The sequence below is a fragment of the Actinocatenispora comari genome (genome assembly GCF_017312725.1).
Classification (GTDB): domain Bacteria; phylum Actinomycetota; class Actinomycetes; order Mycobacteriales; family Micromonosporaceae; genus Actinocatenispora; species Actinocatenispora comari.
This window is the reverse complement of sequence record NZ_BOPO01000023.1, coordinates 1-17,472: the sequence shown is the minus strand read 5'-3', so window position 1 is coordinate 17,472 and position 17,472 is coordinate 1. Positions and strand designations below refer to the sequence as shown.

Below are 17,472 nucleotides of genomic sequence, written 5' to 3'. Positions count from 1 at the left end.
GGCCGGGATGAGCCGCCCGGTGTGGTCTCGGGCGGCAGGCCGGAGTGAGCCGCCCGATCACGGTGTGGCCCGCCGCACGGTCGTCGACCGGGGAAGGAGCCGGGGCGCACCGGCGCCCCGGGCCCGTCTCACCGACCGGCGGGCGCGGTGATCGGCGCCGCCGCGCTCCGGCGGCCGGATCGGCGCACCACCCGGGCCGCCACCGTCGTCAGCACCACCCCGGCGAGCATGCCGACCAGGCTGACCGTCACGTAGCCGGTACCGGGCGAGCCGCCGTTGCTCAGCGCGATGCCGGTCGGGCCGGCCAGCACGGTGACCGCGGTGCCGGTCCAGGCGACCACGTAGCGGGTACGGGTCGGGCGGTGCAGCGCTGCCACCGCCAGCACACCGGCGAGCACCACCAGCGCGACGCCCACCAGGTAGGTGCGCTGGGCGATCGTGTCGAACCCGGCCGGTCCGGCGAACCGGCTGCCGGTCACCGCCCACAGCACCAGCGCCCCGGCGTACCCGGCCGCGACCATGCCGGCGGCCGACACCACCCGGCGGTCCGGCGGCCCCCCGGCGTCGCGCCGCAGCAGCCGCGGCCACCGGCGCCGCACGTACTCGGGGAACAGCGCGAACAGCCCCGCCGCCTGCGCCAGGAAACCGCCGTAGACGCACCCGTACACCCAGTTGTTCAGGCCGTTGTCGGTGGGGACCGGCGATCCGCCCGCGACGGCCTGTACCACGAGGCCCAGCGGCATGCCGACGGCGATCGGCGTGAGCAGCCCGGTACCGACCCACATCGGCACCAGCACCAGCACGGCCGGTACCCGGCGACCCCAGGCGCAGGTCAGCGCGAGCGCCAGGGCGACCGCCGCGACCTCCAGCAGGGCCGTCACACCGTCACCGACCAGGTGCCGGGTGTCGAGCAGCTCCGCCGCACCGGCGGCGCTCGTCGCCCCGGTGCCGTGCCCGGTCAGCCACAGCACCTTCAACGTCAGGTACGGGAGGGTCGCGGCGATCGTCACCGCGGTCAGCGCCCGTCGCGCCATCGTCACGTCTCGCATGCCACCAGCCTCGCGGTGGTCGTCCGCGCGGGGCTCCCGCCGCCGGGGGAGCGCGCTCCACCCCGGGCGTGAACCGGCCGCCGCACCGGGGTCGGTGCGGCGGCCGGCAGGTCGTCCCGGTCGGGACCGTGACTCAGACCAGGTCGTACCGGTCGCCCATCATCACCTTGTCCCACGCGGCGACGAAGTCATGGACGAACTTCTGCTGCGCGTCGTCGCTGGCGTACACCTCGGCGACGGCACGCAGTTCGGAGTTCGAGCCGAAGATCAGGTCGGCCCGGCTGCCGGTCCACTTCAGCTCACCGGTGGCGCGGTCGCGCCCCTCGAACGTCTGGGCGTCGTCCGCGGTCGGCGTCCACTCGGTACCCATGTCGAGCAGGTTGGCGAAGAAGTCGTTGCTCAGCGTGCCCGGCCGGTCGGTGAACACACCCAGTGGCGACTGCTGGTAGTTCGCGCCCAGCACCCGCATCCCGCCGACCAGCGCGGTCATCTCCGGCGCGGTCAGGTTGAGCAGGTTGGCCCGGTCCACCAGCAGGTACTCGGCGGGCAGCTGGCCGCTGGCCTTGCCGCGGTAGTTGCGGAACCCGTCGGCCTTCGGCTCCAGCGGTACGAACGACTCGACGTCGGTCTGCTCCTGGCTGGCGTCGGTGCGGCCCGGGGTGAACGGCACCTCGACCTCGACCCCGGCCCGCTTCGCGGCCTGCTCCACGGCGGCGGCGCCGCCGAGCACGATCAGATCGGCCAGCGAGATCTTCTTGCCGCCGGTCTGCGCGGCGTCGAACGACTCCTTGATGCCCGACAGGGTGCCCAGCACCTGCGCCAGCGTGTCCGGCTCGTTGACCTCCCAGCCGCGCTGCGGCTCCAGCCGGATCCGGGCGCCGTTCGCGCCGCCGCGCTTGTCGCTGTTGCGGTACGTCGACGCCGAGGCCCACGCGGTCGACACCAGCTGCGCCACGGTCAGCCCCGAGTCGAGGATCTGCCGCTTGAGCGCGGCCACGTCCTCGGCCGAGACCAGCTCGTGGTCGACCGCCGGCACCGGGTCCTGCCAGATCAGCGACTCGCTCGGCACCAGCGGGCCGAGGTAGCGCTGGATCGGGCCCATGTCGCGGTGCGTCAGCTTGAACCAGGCCCGGGCGAACGCGTCGGCGAACTCGTCCGGGTGCTCGTGGAAGCGGCGCGAGATCGGCCCGTAGATCGGATCGAAGCGCAGCGACAGGTCGGTGGTGAGCATCGTCGGCGGCCGGGACAGCGAGCCGTCCTGCGGGTCCGGGAAGGTGTTGGCGCCGGCGCCGTCCTTCGCCACCCACTGCTTGGCGCCGGCGGGGCTCTCGGTCAGCTCCCACTCGTAGCCGAACAGCGTGTCGAAGAAGGTGTTGTCCCACGTGGTCGGGGTGGGGGTCCAGGTGACCTCCAGCCCGCTGCCGATCGCGTCGCGGCCCTTGCCGGAGCCGTAGCCGCCCTTCCAGCCCAGGCCCATCTCCTCCAGCGGGGCGGCCTCCGGCTCGGGCCCGACGTACCGGTCGGCGTCGGCCGCGCCGTGCGTCTTGCCGAACGTGTGGCCGCCGGCGATCAGCGCGACGGTCTCCTCGTCGTTCATCGCCATCCGGCGGAACGTCTCGCGGATGTCGCGGGCCGCGGCAACCGGGTCCGGGTTGCCGTTGGGGCCCTCCGGGTTGACGTAGATCAGGCCCATCTGCACCGCGGCCAGCGGCTTGTCCAGCTCACGGTCGCCGGAGTACCGCTCGTCGCCGAGCCAGGTGCGCTCGGGGCCCCAGTACACGTCCTCGTCGGGCTCCCACACGTCGGTACGGCCGCCGGCGAAGCCGAAGGTCTTGAACCCCATGATCTCCAGCGCGCGGTTGCCGGCGAAGACGTACAGGTCGGCCCACGAGATCTGCTTGCCGTACTTCTTCTTGACCGGCCACAGCAGTCGGCGGGCCCGGTCCAGCAGGACGTTGTCCGGCCAGCTGTTCAGCGGTGCGAACCGCTGCTGGCCGCCGCCGGCCCCTCCGCGGCCGTCGTCGATCCGGTACGTACCGGCGCTGTGCCAGGCCATCCGGACCATCAGCGGGCCGTAGTTGCCGAAGTCCGCCGGCCACCAGTCCTGCGAGGTCGTGAGCAGCTCGTCGACGTCGGCGGCCAGCGCGTCGAGGTCGAGCGAGGCGAACTCCGTCTTGTAATCGAAGTCGGCGTCCATCGGGTTGGCCGCCGCGGTGTGCTTGCGCAGGATCGCCAGGTTGAGCCGGTTCGGCCACCAGTCACGATTGCCGCCGACCCCGGCGGGCCCGACCGGCCCGCCGTGCACGACGGGACAGCCGCCGGCGCTCTCCTCGTTGACCTCGCTCAGCACGGCGTCGTCAGAACTGTCAGACACGGTATTCCCTTCGGATGGACCTGGTCAGGAACTCGTTGCGGTGGAGCAGTCGGGGCACAGCCCCCGGTAGACGACCTCGGCCTCGTCGATGACGAAGCCGTGGTCGTCCGACGGGGTCAGGCACGGCGCGGGACCGACGGCGCAGTCGACGTCGGCGATCACGCCGCAGGAACGGCAGACGACGTGGTGGTGGTTGTCCCCGACCCGGGCCTCGTAGCGCGCCACCGAGCCCGGCGGTTCGATCCGGCGGATCAGACCGGCCGTCGTGAGCGCGCGCAGCACGTCGTACACGGCCTGGTGGGACACGCCGCCGAGGCTTGCCCGGACGACACCGATGAGCGAGTCCGTGTCGGCGTGCGGGTGCTCGTACACTGCGGACAGCACCGCCATCCGCGGCCGCGTCACGCGCAGCGCGACGCCACGCAGCATGCGCTCGAACTCCGATGTCGTGGGCACGCCCCGAAGTCTGCCGCAAATTCTGGAATCAATCAAGAACAGCGCGCGGCGGGTCGCCCGATCCGTGGATCGGCGCCGGGCCGGTCGGCGGATCTTGACGGAATGCGCCGGTCTGCCTACGTTCGTTCGCGGACGCCGTCATCGTCGCCGGCGCTGCGTTTCTCCGGGTCCGGGCGACTCCCGGGCCGGCCGAGCCGACCGCGGGAGAGTGCCGTGCGACCGACAACCACCCCGCCCGCACCGGGCACCCGGACCGGCCGCCGCGCGCGGATCGTCCGTGCCGCCGTGGCGGGCGGCATCGCCGCCTTGATCGCCCTGGCGGGCGCCCCGGCGACCGCGTCGCCGGCGTCCGACGCGGCCCGCGCCGCGGCGAGCTACCGGGCGCTGCAGACCTACTTCGCCGCCGCGGACGGCTCCGGGCTGTACCACGAGCAGTACCCGGTGCAGGCGGGTGACAACGTTTACTCCTACGAGTGGCCGTACTCCCAGGTGCGTGGGGCGACGCTGGACCTGACCGGCATGCCCGGCGGCGAGCGCTACCGCGACGACCTGGCCGACCGCGACACCGGACAGCAGCGGTACTGGCTCGCCGCCGGCGGCACCACCGGGGTGCCGGGCTACGCCTCCTACCCGGTGGCGCCGTTCGGCGGGGGCGGCGACTTCTTCTACGACGACAACGAGTGGGTCGGGCTGTTCGACGTCCAGCGCTACCTGGCCAGCGGAGACCGGGCGGCACTGCGGCGCGCCCGGCAGATCTTCGCCCTGGTCGTGTCCGGCTGGGACACCGACGACAGCCACGCCGACCCCGGCGGCGTGTTCTGGACCCAGGCGAGCTGGAGCACCGACCGCAACACCGTGTCCAACATGCCCGGCGCCGAGCTCGGCCTGCGGCTCTACCAGCTCACCGGCCAGCGCTCCTACCTCGACTGGGCCCGGCGGATGTACGACTGGACCAACGCGCACCTGCTCGGCCCGGACGGGCTGTACTACGACCACCTGAGCCTGACCGGCACCGTGGACGAGACCTACTGGTCGTACAACCAGGGGGTGCCGGTCGGCGTGGACGTGCTGTTCTACCAGGTGACGCACGAGCGCGGCTACCTGGCCCGGGCGCGCCGCACCGCGACCGCCGCGTACCGGTACTACGTCGCCGGCGGGCGGCTTTCCGGGCAGCCGCCGTACTTCAACGCGATCTTCTTCAAGAACCTGCTGCTGCTGGAGTCGGTGACCGGCGGCCACACCTACCGCGACGCGATGCGCGACTACGCGAACGACGTCTGGGCCACCCACCGGGACCCGGCCACCGGGTTGTTCGACTTCGACGGAAACGGGGAGACGCAGGCGATCCAGCAGGCGGCGATGGTGCAGATCTACGCGGTCCTGGCCTGGAACCCGCACCGGTACCGGCTGCTGTACTGACCGATCGTGGCGCCGGCTGGCCCGGCCCGCCTACGATCGCCGCATGGTGATGTCGCGGGCGCTGCTGCGCCGGATCGTCGTTCTCGCCGCGGTGCTGGCCGTGGCGCTGACCACCGCGGTCGTCGGCGGTGCCGGCCCGGCCGGCGCCGCGGCACGGCACCCCTGGCCGGGCCGGCAACTGCTGTTCTTCAACCATGCCTACGGCGTGTTCGACCGGACCACCGCGGATGCGATCGAGCACTCCGACTACCTGCGGGAGTTCGCGAACTTCCAGGTGCGCACCACCACCGGCGCCGGCGGCGAGACCTGGACCGGGCGGTACCTGCTGGGCCACCAGACCTACCTGGAGCTGTTCGGGATCGGTGACGTGCCGGGCAAGGACGGCGAGCTCGGCGCGGCCGGGATGGGCGTGTCGACCGAGCACGCCGGCGACCTGACCACCGTCACCGACCGGCTGCCGGCCGAGGGCGTGCCGGATCCGGTCACCTTCCCGCAGACCCGCGACTTCGGTGACGGGGTGCCGGTGCCGTGGTTCGACTCGGTGTACACCACCGAGGACTACGACACGTTCGGCGCCTGGGCGATGGAGTACCGGCCGGAGTACTTCGCCGATCCGCGCAGCAACACCGAACCGGCCCGCTACCCGGGCGACGTCGGCCGCGACCGGTACCTGCCGAACGACTACCGCGACCACCTGATGCGCGACGTGACCGGCATCGAGCTCGGCATCACCCGGCGCGATCTGGACGCCACGCTGCCGCTGCTGCGGGCCGGCGGGTTCGTGGTGCACGCCGACGCCACCGGCGCGGTGGTGCGGCGCGGCGGTACCACGATCCGGTTCGACGCGGTACCGGTCGACCAGGTCGGCGTGCGCCGCATCGCGATGTCGCTCAACCGTCCCACCGGGCACCGGCACACCGAGACGATCGGCCACTCCACCCTCGTCGTCGGCCCGGGTCCCAGCGCCGTCTGGACCTTCGCCACCGCCTGAGCCGCCCGCCCTCGTCGCGTCCCCGGCGAGGGCTCGCCCCGGCTCCGTTCCAGCGTCGTGCCGGTGCGCGCGCGGGGAAACGCGGTGCGGCCGCCGCCCGGCCCGGCTAGCGTGCTCGGCTGGGTGAAGGGGGTGCGGATGCGGCGGCACGACGCGGACGGCGGCGCCGACCTGCGGTCGATGCAGGCCGCGGTGCAGCGCGCCTGGAGCCCGAGCCAGCGGTGGCACGTGGGCGATCTCGCCTGGCAGTGCCACGCCGGTTTCGGTGGCCCGACGGCGCTCTGGACCGAGCACGGCACGCCGATCGCCTGGGCCCGGCTGGAATCACCGGCCGAGGCGGGCGTGCACGTCGACCCCGCCCGCCCCGACGCCGCCGACGCGGTACTGGCGTGGCTGGGCACCGTGGCACCCGGCCCGGCGCCCGCGGTGACCGTGCTGGACACCGAGACGCACCTGGTGGACGCGTTGCGCCGCAACGGCTACCGGCCCGACGACGGCGCTTTGTACTTCCTGCACTGCGAGCGCTCGCTCGACTCGCTCCCGGCGCCGCGACTGCCCGCCGGGTACACCGTCCGGGCCGTCCGAGCCGACGAGACCGCGGCGCGGGCGGCGGTGCACCGGGCGGCGTGGCGGCCGGCCCGGATCGGCGCCCTGCTGGTGCCGCCGGTGGCGCTGGACGGCGAGTCGGGAATGTCGGCGCCGCGCTACCGCGCGGTGACCGCGGCCTGGCCGTACCGGGCGGAGCTGGACCAGGTGGTGGTCGCGCCGGGCGGTGCGTTCGCGGCGTTCGCGCTCGGCTGGCTGGACGAGGCGAACGCGGCCGGCGAGCTGGAGCCGGTCGGTACCGATCCGCGGTATGCGCGGCGTGGCCTCGCCGCCGCGGCGAGCCTCGCCTGCCTGCACGCGTTGCGTACCGCCGGCGCCACCCGGGCGGTCGTCTACCCGCGCGGCGACCCGGCGTACCCGGTGCCTCGCCGGCTCTACGCCGCGCTGGGCTTTCGCCCGGTGGCCCGCACCGTCACCTACCGCCGGGCCGCCTGACGCCGCCGGCGTGCCAGCACGCAGGCGTGCCAGCACACCGGCGTGCCAGCACGCAGGCGTGCCAGCACACCGGCGTGCCAGCACATCGGCGTGCCAGCACGCAGGCGTGCCGCAGATCGCGCCGAACGCGCCGCGGAGTGCGCCGGCGCGCCGCCGATCCGCCGATTCGCGGGTCCGGGGTGGAGCCTGTAACGATCACCGCTCGGATGGCGCGGTGGGTCAGCGGTCGGGGCGCCACCAGTCGCGGTGGGTGCGGTACCAGTCGACGGTGGCGGCGAGGCCGGCCGCGAAGTCCGTCCGGGGCCGGAAGCCCAGCGTCGCGATCCGCGCCGAGTCGAGCGAGTAGCGCAGGTCGTGGCCCTTGCGATCGGTGACGTGCCGGACCAGCGCCGGATCGGCCGCGCAGAGCCGGACCAGCCGCGCGGCCAGCTCGGCGTTGGTCGACTCCACCCCGCTGCCGACGTTGTAGACCCCGCCCGGCGCGCCCGCGGTCAGCATCAGCTGGATCGCCGCGCAGTGGTCGGCGACGTGCAGCCACTCGCGCCGGTTGCGGCCGTCCCCGTACAGCGGGGCCGGCTCACCGGACAGCAGGTTGGTGACGAACCGCGGGATGAACTTCTCGACGTTCTGGTGCGGCCCGTAGGTGTTGCAGCCGCGGGTGATCCGCACGTCGAGGCCGTGCGTGTGGTGGTACGCGCGGGCGAGCAGCTCGGCGCCCGCCTTGGCCGCCGCGTACGGCGAGTTCGGGGCGAGCGGCGCCTCCTCGGACCAGGCGCCGACGTCGATCGACCCGTACACCTCGTCGGTGGACACGCACAGCACGGTGCGCACGCCGGCGCGCCGGCAGGCGTCGAGCAGCCGCTGGGTGCCGAGCACGTTGGTGGACACGAAGTCGTCCGCGTCCGCCACCGATCTGTCCACATGCGACTCGGCGGCGAAGTGCAGCACCGCGTCGTGGCCGGGCACCACCTCGGCCAGGGTGGCGGCGTCCCGGACGTCGCCCCGCACGAACCGCAGCCGGTCGTGGTGCGCCGGCAGGTTGTCCCGGCGCCCGGCGTAGGTGAGCAGGTCCAGCACGGTGATCGCGGTGGGGCCGGCCGGTCCGTACTCGCCGGCGAGCGCCGCCCGCACGTACGCGGAGCCGATGAACCCGGCGCCGCCGGTCACCAACACCCTCATGCCGCAACCGGCGGTACGGCCCGCCGCAGGTTCGCGCCGCTGGCGCACCGGTACCCGATCACGGCACCAAATCTAGCCGGCGGCGACGGTGGCGGTGAGCCGGCCGTCGGTGAGCTCCCGTACGGTCGCCGGATCGGCGCCGGAATCGGTGACGAGCCGTTCGAACTCGGGCAGTTCGGCGACCCGGTGCAGCGCGGTACGGCCCAGCTTGCCGTGGTCGGCGAGCAGGATGCGCCGGCCGGGCACCCCGAGCAGGGCCCGCTTGGTCACCACGATCTCCTGTTCCTGGTGGTACACACCGCCGTCGGCGACCCCGGCGAAGGAGAAGAAGCCGAGATCGGCGTGCAGCGAGCGGGCGGCGGCGTGGCATGGCGCGCCGAGGAACGAGTCGTGCGACTCGTTGTACTCGCCGCCGAGCGCGATCAGCCGGATGTTGCGCCGGCCCATCAGCAACGACACGATCGGCGCGAAGTTGGTGATCACCGTCAGCGGGTCGACGTCGACCGCGAGCTCGGCGAGCTCCAGCGTGGTGGTCGAGTCGTCGAACAGCACCGACATGCCCGGCTCGATCAGCGGCACCGCGGCGCGGGCGATCTCGCGCTTGGCCGCCACGGCGAGCTGGCGCCGGTAGGCGACGTTGCTCTCGAACACGCTGGAGGGCTGCGCGGTCACCCCGCCGTGGAACTTGCGGACCAGGCCGCGGCGGGCCAGCTCGTCCAGGTCGCGGTGCGCGGTGACCAGGCTGACGTCGAACCGGTCGGCCAGGTCCTGCGCGCTCGCCGTACCGACCTGCATCAGGTACGCGGCGACGTCCTGCTGGCGCGACCCCGGATCCTTGCGCCGCTGCGTCATCCGGCTCCTCCCGCCGCTTGTGCGAGCCGTACGTTACCGCCTCGTACCGCGGGACCTGCCGGCGAGGCATCACCTGATCACGAAATCATGACTCCAAATTTAAGCAGTTAGGTGGTAACTTGTCGTCGCACAGCGATAAATTCGCCAGCGAGTCGGCTCGGCCGGGCTCCGCCACGGGTGGCGCCCGGACCGCTCACCAGACCGAGGTGCCGCCATGACCACCTGCCCGCAAGCGCCGCGCGCCGGACGGAGTCCGGACCGATGACCGCCGCCGCCCTCCCCACCACGCTGGACACCGCGAACCTGTCCCGGTTCCGCCGCAAGCTGACGCTGCTGTCCTCGATCGGCATGTTCCTGGACGGCTTCGACCTCACCGTCATCGCCGTCGCCCTGCCGGTGCTCAAGAAATCCTGGACGTTCACCCCGCTGACCGCCGGGATCACCAGCTGCTCGGCGATCGTCGGGATGTTCGTCGGCGCGCTGGTGTTCGGCCGCGTCGCGGACCGGCTCGGCCGCAAGAAGATGTACCTGATCGACCTGATCGGGTTCGTCGTGTTCGCGGCCGTCGCCGCGATCTCGCAGAACGTCTGGGAACTGATCGCGTTCCGGTTCCTGCTCGGCCTGTGCATGGGCGCCGACTACCCGATCTCGTCGTCGCTGACGGCCGAGTTCGGCTCGGTCCGCGACCGCGGCCGGCTGGTCGTCGCGCTGAGCCTGATGTGGAACGTCGGCGCGCTCACCGCGTACCTGGTCGGGGTCGCCTTCCTGCCGATCGGGGCCAGCGCCTGGCGCTGGATGCTGCTGGTCGGCGCCGCGCTCGCGCTGGTCACCCTGGTGTTCCGGACTTCCATCCCGGAGTCGCCGCGGTGGCTGATGGCGCACGGCCGTACCGACGAGGCCCGGCGGGTGGTCGCCGACCTGGTCAACCGCGAGTCGCGCACCCCGACGCTGGAACCGAGCCAGGTCGTGCTGCCGACGCTGAGCGACGCGCCGGCCGGCGCGCCGGCACGGGCCACCGGTGGGCAGTGGCGGCGGCTGTTCTCCCGCGGGCTGATCGGCGCGACGTTCTTCGTCTGCATCTTCTGGTTCGCCCACGACGTCGCCTACTACGGCATCCAGATGTACAGCCCGACGATCCTGACCACGCTGGCCGGCTCCACCCAGCTCGCCGCGTACCTCGGATCCGCGATCATCGCGCTGCTCGGGGTGGTCGGCGCCGCGATCGCGGTGGCGTTCGTCGACTCGTGGGGCCGGCGGCCGGTGCTGATCACCGCGTTCGCCGGGGAGACCGCGGTACTGGTGATCCTCGCGCTGGCGCACGCGCCGGCGCTGGCGCTGATCGTGGTGTTGTTCGCGATCGCGATCCTGTTCTCCAACATGGGGCCCGGCACCCTGGACATGGTCTACTGCACCGAACTGTTCCCGACCGAGCTGCGCGCCGCCGGTACCGGCCTCGGTACCGCGGTGAGCCGGGTCGGCGCGATCCTCGGCGTCCTGGTGTTCCCGGACCTGGTCGACGCCTGGGGAGTCAGCGGCGCGCTCTGGCTGTTCGTCGCCGCCGGGGTGCTCGGCCTGGTGGTCACCGTGGTGATGGCGCCGGAGACCAAGAACCGCAGCCTGGAACAGACCACCGGCACCCGGCGCCTCTTCGGCGGTCGCACCGCCGAGGTCGCCCCCACCGGTACGAAGGAGCGCCAGTGACCACCCGACTGACCGTGCTCGGCTTCCGCGCCGGCCGGCCCGACGCCACCTCGGCCTGCTCCGGCTACCTGGTCGAGCACGGCGACACGCGGATCCTGGTGGACTGCGGCCCCGGCATCGCCACCCAGCTGCTCGCCCGCGGGCTGGAACACCGGCTGGACGCGGTGCTGCTCACGCACCTGCACCAGGACCACATGTTCGACGTCGTACCGCTGGCGTTCAGCCGGCTGCTGACGAAGGCGCCACCGGCGCGGATCCCGCTGCTGGTCCCCGACGACAGCGTCGACACGCTCGCCGCGCTGGACGACTGGGTGGCGGTACCCACCGACCCGGCGGTCGGCCGGCCGCTCGCCACCGCGTTCGACATCGCGCCGCTGGTCCGGGACGGGGCGAGTCCGGTGCGGCTCGCCGACGACGTGACCGTGACCGCGTTCGCGGCCCGGCACGCGGTGCCGAGCGCGTCGCTGCGGTTCGCGCTGGGCGACCGTACGCTCGCGTTCTCGTCCGACACCGGCTGGTGCGACGGGGTGCTGGCCGCCGCCACCGGAGCGGACGTGTTCGTGTGCGAGTGCACGTACCTGGACGCCGATCCGGCGATGCTCACCGAGCACGGCCACCTCACCGCGGAACTGACCGGCCGGCTCGCCCAGGCGGCCGGGGTCGGCCGGCTGGTGGTCAGCCACCTGCTCGGCGACGACGACGAGGCGTCGTTCGCCGCCGCGCGGGCCGCGGCCGGGCCGGTCCCGGTGACCGCGGCGAGTGCCGGCCTGGTGGTACCGGTCGAGCCGGCGGTGCGGTAGTCGATGGCGCTGGTGCTCTGGGACGTCGACCAGACCCTGCTCGACGTCGGCGTTCTCGACCGGGAACTGTGGTTCGCGCTGTGCGGCGAGCTGCTCGGCGTACCGCCCCGGCCCGCCACGGTGGTACCGGGGCGCACGATCCGGCAGATCCTGCGCGCCATCCTCGTCGAGTACGGCGCGGACGAGGCGACCGCGCGCCGGCTGCTGCCGGCGGCGCTGCGGCAGGAGGAGACCCGGCTCGCCGCGGTCGCCGACCGGCTGCCCGACCGGGGCCGGCTGCTGCCGGGCGTACCGGCGGTGCTCACGGCGCTCGCCGCCACCCCGGGCGTGGTGCAGTCGGTACTGACCGGCAACCAGCGCGCCAGCACCGAAGTCAAGCTGGCCGCGTTCGGCCTGGTGCCGCCGCTGGATCTGGCCGCCGGCGCGTTCGGATCCGACCGGGAACACCGCCCCGAGCTGGTACCGGTCGCGCGCGCCCGGGCCGAAGCGGCGTACGGCCCCGGCGCGGCGACGCCGACGGTACTGGTCGGCGACTCCCGGCTGGACGTGCAGACCGCCCTGGACAACGGGGTCCGGATCGTCGCGGTCGCCACCGGGTTCACCCCGGCGGCCGAGCTCGCCGCCGCCGGCGCCGACGTGGTCCTGACCGACCTCGCCGACCTGGACGCGGCCCTGGCCGCGATCCTCGCCCGCCCGGCCGCCTGACCGCCTGACCGCCTGACCGCCTGAGCGCCTGAGCGCCTGAGCGCCTGAGCGCCGGGCATTCGACGTCGATCCGACCGACCGGGTCGACGCCCGGCGGCTGGGCAGGGCCCCGGGCGGGTCGGCGTCGTGCGGCCCGGCGGGGCCCGACTCGGGGTCGGGGGATCGCCGTAGCTGCCGGGTCGCACGTCGGTTCGCGAGCTCAGCCGGGGCGACCGGACCGGTAGGCGTCGGTGGCGAGGGCGAGGGCGCCGTGCAGGGCGCCGTCGGTGCGGAAGCGGGCCGGGACCAGCTCGGGTGGGAACGGCACGGCCGCGTCGAGGCGGGCGCGCAGCGCGTCGAACAGCGCGGTACCGATGCCGGTCAGGCCGCCGCCGACGGCGACCCGGCGCGGGTCGACGGCGATGCACAGGTTCGCCACGTGCATCGCGAGTTCGGCCAGCACCTCGCCGGCGAGCCGGCGGGCCGGCGGGTCGGTGCGCGCGAACAGTTGGGCGGCGGTGACCGGCGCACCCAGTACCGCGAGCGCGCGTTCGGCGATGCCGCGGCCACCGACGGCCCGTTCGAGCGGGCTGTACCCGTCGGCGGCGGCCCGCCGCTCGTGCGGGGTGCGCAGGTCGTAGCCGAACTCGCCGGCCGCGCCGTGCGCCCCGGCGAGCACCTGGCCGCCGATCGCGATCGCCGCCGCGACCCCGGTACCGAGGCTGACGAACAGGCCCGGGTCGGCGCCGCGCAGCGCGCCGTGCCGTACCTCGGCGAGGCCGGCCGCCTTGACGTCGTTGTCGACCGCGACCCGCGACGTGCCGAAGCGGGCCGCGAGCTCGTCGGCGAGGCGTACCCGGTGCCAACCGGAGATGTTGGGGGACAGGGCGACGCCGTCCGGGCGGATGATCCCGGGGCCGACCGCGCCGACCGCGGCGGCCGGCCTGCCGGTGCGGCCCAGCAGCGCGTGGCCGGCGTCGGCGAGCCGGGCGAGGATCGCCTCGGCGCCGTCGGCCGCGCCGGTCGGCACCACGTCGCCGGCCAGCACCGCACCGTCCACGGTGGACACCGCCAGCGCGATCTTGGTCCCGCCGATGTCGATGCCCAGCAGCCGGGCGTCGCCCCGTTCGAGCGACGGCGGGTCGATGCGAGCCGTGCCGCCGTCGCGGCGGTCGAGCGGTCGTGGTTCGGTCACGTGCGTACCGCCTCGGCTCGGTAGGCCTCGCGGATCTGCTTGGGGCCGAACGGCCAGATCCTCTCCACCCGGGCCCAGATCAGGAAGGCGACGCAGCCGGCGGCGACCCAGGCGAGCGACAGCTCGATCGGGTGCCGCCCGGGCGAGGCGGCGTCCGCGTACACGTAGATGACGATCCAGCCGACCGCCGCCAGCACCGGGGGCAGCGGGTAGAGCCACATCCGGTACGGCCGGGGCAGGTCCGGCTGGCGGCGGCGCAGCACGAACACGGCGAGGATCTGCGCGAGCGCCTGCACCAGCACCATCACCGTGGTCAGCAGCTGGATCAGGGTGGCGAGGTCGGTGAACCGGCCGAGCAGGAAACCGGCCGCGGTGATGACGCCCATCGCGGCGAGCCCGACGGTGGGGAACCGATGTTTCGGGTGCACCCGGGCGAAGGCGCGGAAGAACACCCGGTCCCGGGCCGCGTCGTAGGGCACCCGGGAACCGCCGAGCAGCCCGGCGAACACCGACGTGCACGCGGTGATCAGGATCAGCACCGTGACCACCACCGCCGCGGTGTGCCCCCAGGTACGTTCCAGCAGCGCGGAGGCGACCGACTTGGCCGCGGCCGAGTTCGGGTTCAGCAGCTCGTGCCAGTCGATGACGCCGAGCACACCGATCTGCATCAGCAGGTAGATGGTCATGATGCCGACGATCGCGACGACGATCGAGCGCGGCAGCACCTTGCCCGGCCGGCGGATCTCGGCGGCCAGGTAGGACGTGGTGTTGTAGCCGAGGTAGTCGTAGATGCCGATGGTCAGGCCGCCGGCGAAGCCGACCCAGAACCCGCCCCGGGTGAGGTCGAACGCGTGCGCCGGGTAGGTGAACGCCAGCGACGGGTGGAAGTGCGTGTAGGCGGCGAGGATGACCGCGAGCACGCTGACGATCATGACGACCCACAGCACCACGGTCAGCTTGCCGATCGACTCGATCCGGCGCCACAGCGCGGCGACTATCAGCACGATCAGCACGAGCCCGACCAGGTCGCCCTGCCAGCCGGTCATCGACGGCCACAGGTAGGTCAGGTACTGCACGAAGCCGATCACGCCGGTGGACATGATCAGCGGGATGAACAGCATCGCGGTCCACACGAACAGGAACGGCATCAGCCGTCCGGTCCGGTACTGGAAGGCCTCGCGCAGGTAGATGTACGTGCCGCCGGAGCCGGGCATCGCGGCCCCGAGCTCGGCCCAGACCAGCCCGTCGGCGAGTGCCAGCACCGCGCCGGCGATCCAGCCGATGATGGCCTGCGGCCCGCCGAAGGCGACGACCATCGCGGGGATGGTGATGAACGGCCCGACCCCGCACATCTGGCTCATGTTCAGCGTGGTGGCCTGGAAGCCGCCGATCCGCCGGCGCAGCGCGCCGTCGGGTGGTGCGGTGGTGGGCGCTGTGCGGCTGTCTGCCATGGCTCCTCCCGGGGACGGACTCGCATCAAGTTAAATACCTTTACTTGATCGGGTCAATCCCCGCGGGCCGATTCGCGGGCGGTACAGTCGCTGCCGGGCGGGGGAGCGGAGGACGATGGGCGAGCAGGACGAGTCCACCTTCACCCGGGCGCGGCTGCGCGGCATCAACGAACGGTTGCTGCTGGACCGGTTGCGGGCGCTCGGCCCGACCTCCCGCGCCGAACTCGCCCGCCGCACCGGCCTGTCCAAGCCCACCGTGTCGGCCGCGCTGGCCAGCCTGGAGTCCGCCGGCCTGGTCCGCGCCGCCGGCAGCCGCCCACCGGCCGGCCGGGGACGGATCGCGCTGCTGTACGAGGCGGACCCGACCGCCGGCTACGTCGCCGGCGTCGACATCGGCCGCGGTTCGGTCCGGGCCGCGCTCGCCGACCTGTCCGGCGAGATCATCGCGCGGGCCGAGACGCCCAACCGGGCCCGCTCCGGCGCCGCCCTCGCCGACCTGGTCGTCGCCACCGTGCGGGACGCCGCGAGTACCGCTCGGGTTGCCGCCTCCCGGCTCGACCGCGTCGTGATCGGCACCCCCGGCGTGTACGAGCCGGACACCGACCGGATCCGGTACGCGGTGAACCTGCCCGGCTGGGGCCGCCCCGGGGTGCGGGCAAGGCTGCACACCGCCCTGCGTACCGAGATCGAACTGCACAACGACGCGAACCTCGCCGCGCTCGCCGAGTACCGGTCCGGCGTCGGCGCCGGCAGCCGGCTGTTCGTGTACCTGTGGATCGGCACCGGCCTGGGCCTCGGCGTGGTGGCCGGCGGCGAGCCGTTCGTCGGCGCGCACGGCGCCGCCGGCGAGATCGGCTTCCTGCCGATGGCGCCGGACGCCCCCGCCGCCCCCGCGGCGCCGCGCGGGGTGCTGGAGGCCGCGGTGTCGGCCGACTCGGTGGTCGACACCGCGCGCGAACTCGGCATGTCCGGCCGGCTCAGCGCCCGGCAGGTGTTCGACGCCGCCCGCGCCGGCGACGAGCGGGCCGCCGCCACGGTACGGCGGGAGGGGGAGCGGCTCGCCTACGTCGCCGCGGCGGTGTCCGCGGTGCTCGACCCGGACCTGATCGCGCTCGGCGGTACCGTCGGCGGCAACGCCGACCTGCTGCTCGCCCCGGTGCGGCACACGCTGCCGCGGCTCACCCCGCTGCGCCCGCACGTCACCGTCGGGACGCTCGACGACCCGGTGCTGCGCGGCGCGCTCGCCCGCGCCCTAGACACCGCCCGCGACGACGCCTTCGCCCGCCGCACCGACACCCGGTAGCGCCGCTACTGGTAGGAGATCATGTCCGGGCAGGGGCGCTGGGCGAGCGTCTGCGCCGGCGTCAGCATCGGGTGGTCCTTGGTGTAGAAGTTCTTCCAGCCCAGGGCCACGCCGTCCGGCCGGGCGCCGACCACCCCGGACCAGGTCTCGTCCTTCAGGCTCGGGCTGCCCTGGCCGTCCATGTGGATCAGCAGCGACAGGTTGTCGTGCCCGGTGTCCAGCCGGTCCTCGTGCCCGATCATGGACAGCTGGAACTGGTGCAGGACCAGCAGTTTCTGCGGCAGCCGGTGCGTGGCGGTCAGCCCGGACAGCCAGTCGCTCACCCGGTTGATCTCGCTGGCGTCCACCGTGCCGATCTGTTCCAGCGGTTTCTGCCCCGCCGCGAGCTTCCACTCCGGGTCCAGCGCCAGCCCGACGTACGGCAGTGCCAGCAGCGACCGGTACCGCTTGGCCTGGTCGAGCAGGTCGGCGCGGCCCGGCTGCAGGTCGAGCACCACGTACATGCCGGCGGCGCCGGCCGCGCGGACCCACGGCCGCAGCGACGCCACGCTGGACACCGCCGAGTACCGGCCGTCCGGGCCGGGCGAGGCCTGCGCGGTGGTCGCGATGATCTCGAACGTCGGCACCACCGGCACCCCGCCGGTCCGGTACGGCTCGGCGACGTGCTTCGCCCGGGCGATGCTCGCGGACAGGTCCTGCGCGCCGAGCGCGCCGAGCACCGCGGTACCGGGATGGCCGTACAGCGCGACCAGCCGGCGACCGGGGAACATCACCTGGCCGCCGCCGGGCAGTTGCCGGCCGGCGACCGCGACGCTCAGGCGAGCGCCGAGCCGGTCGGCCGGCCCGAAGCCGGTACCGGCGGCGAGCACGGCGGCCGGGTCGCGGTGGGCGAGTGCGGCGATCGCGGTACGGTCCGCGCGCGGGTCGTCGCCGTGCACCGGTACCACGGCGGCGCCGGCCGCCGTCGCGGTCGCGGT

The 17,472-nt window shown here is 73.8% G+C and carries 15 protein-coding genes; 7 read left to right on the top strand and 8 right to left on the bottom strand.

The annotated features are described in order from the left end of the window. Positions 1-128: 128 nt before the first annotated feature. The 3 genes from NUM_RS08075 to NUM_RS08065 form a co-directional block, all read right to left on the bottom strand. On the bottom strand, positions 129-1,049 hold the full coding sequence (locus tag NUM_RS08075) for a hypothetical protein (RefSeq protein ID WP_207124168.1): 921 nt from the start codon (positions 1,047-1,049) through the stop codon (positions 129-131). Between the two features lie 133 nt (positions 1,050-1,182). Beyond that, on the bottom strand, positions 1,183-3,423 hold the full coding sequence (katG, locus tag NUM_RS08070; protein WP_207124166.1) for a catalase/peroxidase HPI: 2,241 nt from the start codon (positions 3,421-3,423) through the stop codon (positions 1,183-1,185). Positions 3,424-3,447: 24 nt separating this feature from the next. Further along, the gene (locus tag NUM_RS08065; RefSeq protein ID WP_308440557.1) at positions 3,448-3,852 is read right to left on the bottom strand and encodes a Fur family transcriptional regulator; all 405 of its coding nucleotides are present in this window, start codon (positions 3,850-3,852) and stop codon (positions 3,448-3,450) included. A 240-nt stretch (positions 3,853-4,092) separates the two neighbouring features. Here NUM_RS08065 and NUM_RS08060 point away from each other — a divergent pair, with 240 nt between their 5' ends. The 3 genes from NUM_RS08060 to NUM_RS08050 all read left to right on the top strand — a co-directional run bounded on the left by NUM_RS08060 (position 4,093) and on the right by NUM_RS08050 (position 7,330). After that, positions 4,093-5,298 carry a glycoside hydrolase family 76 protein gene (locus NUM_RS08060; protein ID WP_207124164.1) on the top strand — a complete coding sequence of 402 codons (1,206 nt, stop codon included), beginning with the start codon at positions 4,093-4,095 and terminating at the stop codon, positions 5,296-5,298. A gap of 43 nt (positions 5,299-5,341) precedes the next feature. Beyond that, entirely contained in the window at positions 5,342-6,289 is a 948-nt protein-coding gene (locus tag NUM_RS08055) for a DUF5829 family protein (protein WP_207124163.1), read from the top strand. Between the two features lie 63 nt (positions 6,290-6,352). Next, complete coding sequence (locus tag NUM_RS08050; RefSeq protein ID WP_207124162.1) at positions 6,353-7,330, top strand: GNAT family N-acetyltransferase; 978 nt, start codon at positions 6,353-6,355, stop codon at positions 7,328-7,330. Between the two features lie 219 nt (positions 7,331-7,549). Here the strand turns inward: NUM_RS08050 and rfbB are convergent, their stop codons facing one another. After that, positions 7,550-8,509 carry a dTDP-glucose 4,6-dehydratase gene (rfbB, locus tag NUM_RS08045; RefSeq protein ID WP_207124161.1) on the bottom strand — a complete coding sequence of 320 codons (960 nt, stop codon included), beginning with the start codon at positions 8,507-8,509 and terminating at the stop codon, positions 7,550-7,552. 72 nt (positions 8,510-8,581) lie between these two features. Further along, positions 8,582-9,361: a DeoR/GlpR family DNA-binding transcription regulator gene (locus tag NUM_RS08040; RefSeq protein WP_207124160.1), complete on the bottom strand. Its 780-nt coding sequence runs from the start codon at positions 9,359-9,361 to the stop codon at positions 8,582-8,584. Positions 9,362-9,622: 261 nt separating this feature from the next. Here NUM_RS08040 and NUM_RS08035 point away from each other — a divergent pair, with 261 nt between their 5' ends. Genes NUM_RS08035 through NUM_RS08025 form a run of 3 tightly spaced genes read left to right on the top strand, consistent with a single transcriptional unit; the run spans position 9,623 to position 12,567 of the window. Next, positions 9,623-11,062: an MFS transporter gene (locus NUM_RS08035; protein ID WP_207124158.1), complete on the top strand. Its 1,440-nt coding sequence runs from the start codon at positions 9,623-9,625 to the stop codon at positions 11,060-11,062. Further along, positions 11,059-11,862: an MBL fold metallo-hydrolase gene (locus tag NUM_RS08030; protein ID WP_207124157.1), complete on the top strand. Its 804-nt coding sequence runs from the start codon at positions 11,059-11,061 to the stop codon at positions 11,860-11,862. The genes NUM_RS08035 and NUM_RS08030 overlap by 4 nt, the downstream gene beginning before the upstream one ends. A 3-nt stretch (positions 11,863-11,865) precedes the next feature. Next, positions 11,866-12,567 carry an HAD family hydrolase gene (locus NUM_RS08025; protein WP_207124156.1) on the top strand — a complete coding sequence of 234 codons (702 nt, stop codon included), beginning with the start codon at positions 11,866-11,868 and terminating at the stop codon, positions 12,565-12,567. 199 nt (positions 12,568-12,766) lie between these two features. On the opposite strand, the gene NUM_RS08020 is transcribed toward NUM_RS08025, so the two are convergent. Then, positions 12,767-13,741 carry an ROK family protein gene (locus NUM_RS08020; RefSeq protein WP_225918409.1) on the bottom strand — a complete coding sequence of 325 codons (975 nt, stop codon included), beginning with the start codon at positions 13,739-13,741 and terminating at the stop codon, positions 12,767-12,769. Then, on the bottom strand, positions 13,738-15,192 hold the full coding sequence (locus NUM_RS08015) for an APC family permease (RefSeq protein WP_207124155.1): 1,455 nt from the start codon (positions 15,190-15,192) through the stop codon (positions 13,738-13,740). Before NUM_RS08015 ends, NUM_RS08020 begins: the two co-directional genes overlap by 4 nt. 115 nt (positions 15,193-15,307) lie before the next feature. Between NUM_RS08015 and NUM_RS08010 the strand changes: the two genes are divergently transcribed. Beyond that, the gene (locus NUM_RS08010; RefSeq protein WP_207124154.1) at positions 15,308-16,495 is read left to right on the top strand and encodes an ROK family transcriptional regulator; all 1,188 of its coding nucleotides are present in this window, start codon (positions 15,308-15,310) and stop codon (positions 16,493-16,495) included. 5 nt (positions 16,496-16,500) lie between these two features. Here the strand turns inward: NUM_RS08010 and NUM_RS08005 are convergent. Beyond that, on the bottom strand, positions 16,501-17,472 hold a 972-nt coding region (locus NUM_RS08005), incomplete at its 5' end, for a hypothetical protein (protein ID WP_207124153.1).

Coding starts and splice junctions, on each gene's coding strand:
- NUM_RS08010 (WP_207124154.1), top strand. CDS start 15,308: ATGGGCGAGCAGGACGAGTCCACCTTCACCCGGGCGCGGCTGCGCGGC.
- NUM_RS08075 (WP_207124168.1), bottom strand. CDS start 1,049: ATGCGAGACGTGACGATGGCGCGACGGGCGCTGACCGCGGTGACGATC.
- NUM_RS08040 (WP_207124160.1), bottom strand. CDS start 9,361: ATGACGCAGCGGCGCAAGGATCCGGGGTCGCGCCAGCAGGACGTCGCC.
- NUM_RS08065 (WP_308440557.1), bottom strand. CDS start 3,852: ATGCTGCGTGGCGTCGCGCTGCGCGTGACGCGGCCGCGGATGGCGGTG.
- NUM_RS08025 (WP_207124156.1), top strand. CDS start 11,866: ATGGCGCTGGTGCTCTGGGACGTCGACCAGACCCTGCTCGACGTCGGC.
- NUM_RS08055 (WP_207124163.1), top strand. CDS start 5,342: ATGGTGATGTCGCGGGCGCTGCTGCGCCGGATCGTCGTTCTCGCCGCG.
- rfbB (WP_207124161.1), bottom strand. CDS start 8,509: ATGAGGGTGTTGGTGACCGGCGGCGCCGGGTTCATCGGCTCCGCGTAC.
- NUM_RS08035 (WP_207124158.1), top strand. CDS start 9,623: ATGACCGCCGCCGCCCTCCCCACCACGCTGGACACCGCGAACCTGTCC.
- NUM_RS08015 (WP_207124155.1), bottom strand. CDS start 15,192: ATGGCAGACAGCCGCACAGCGCCCACCACCGCACCACCCGACGGCGCG.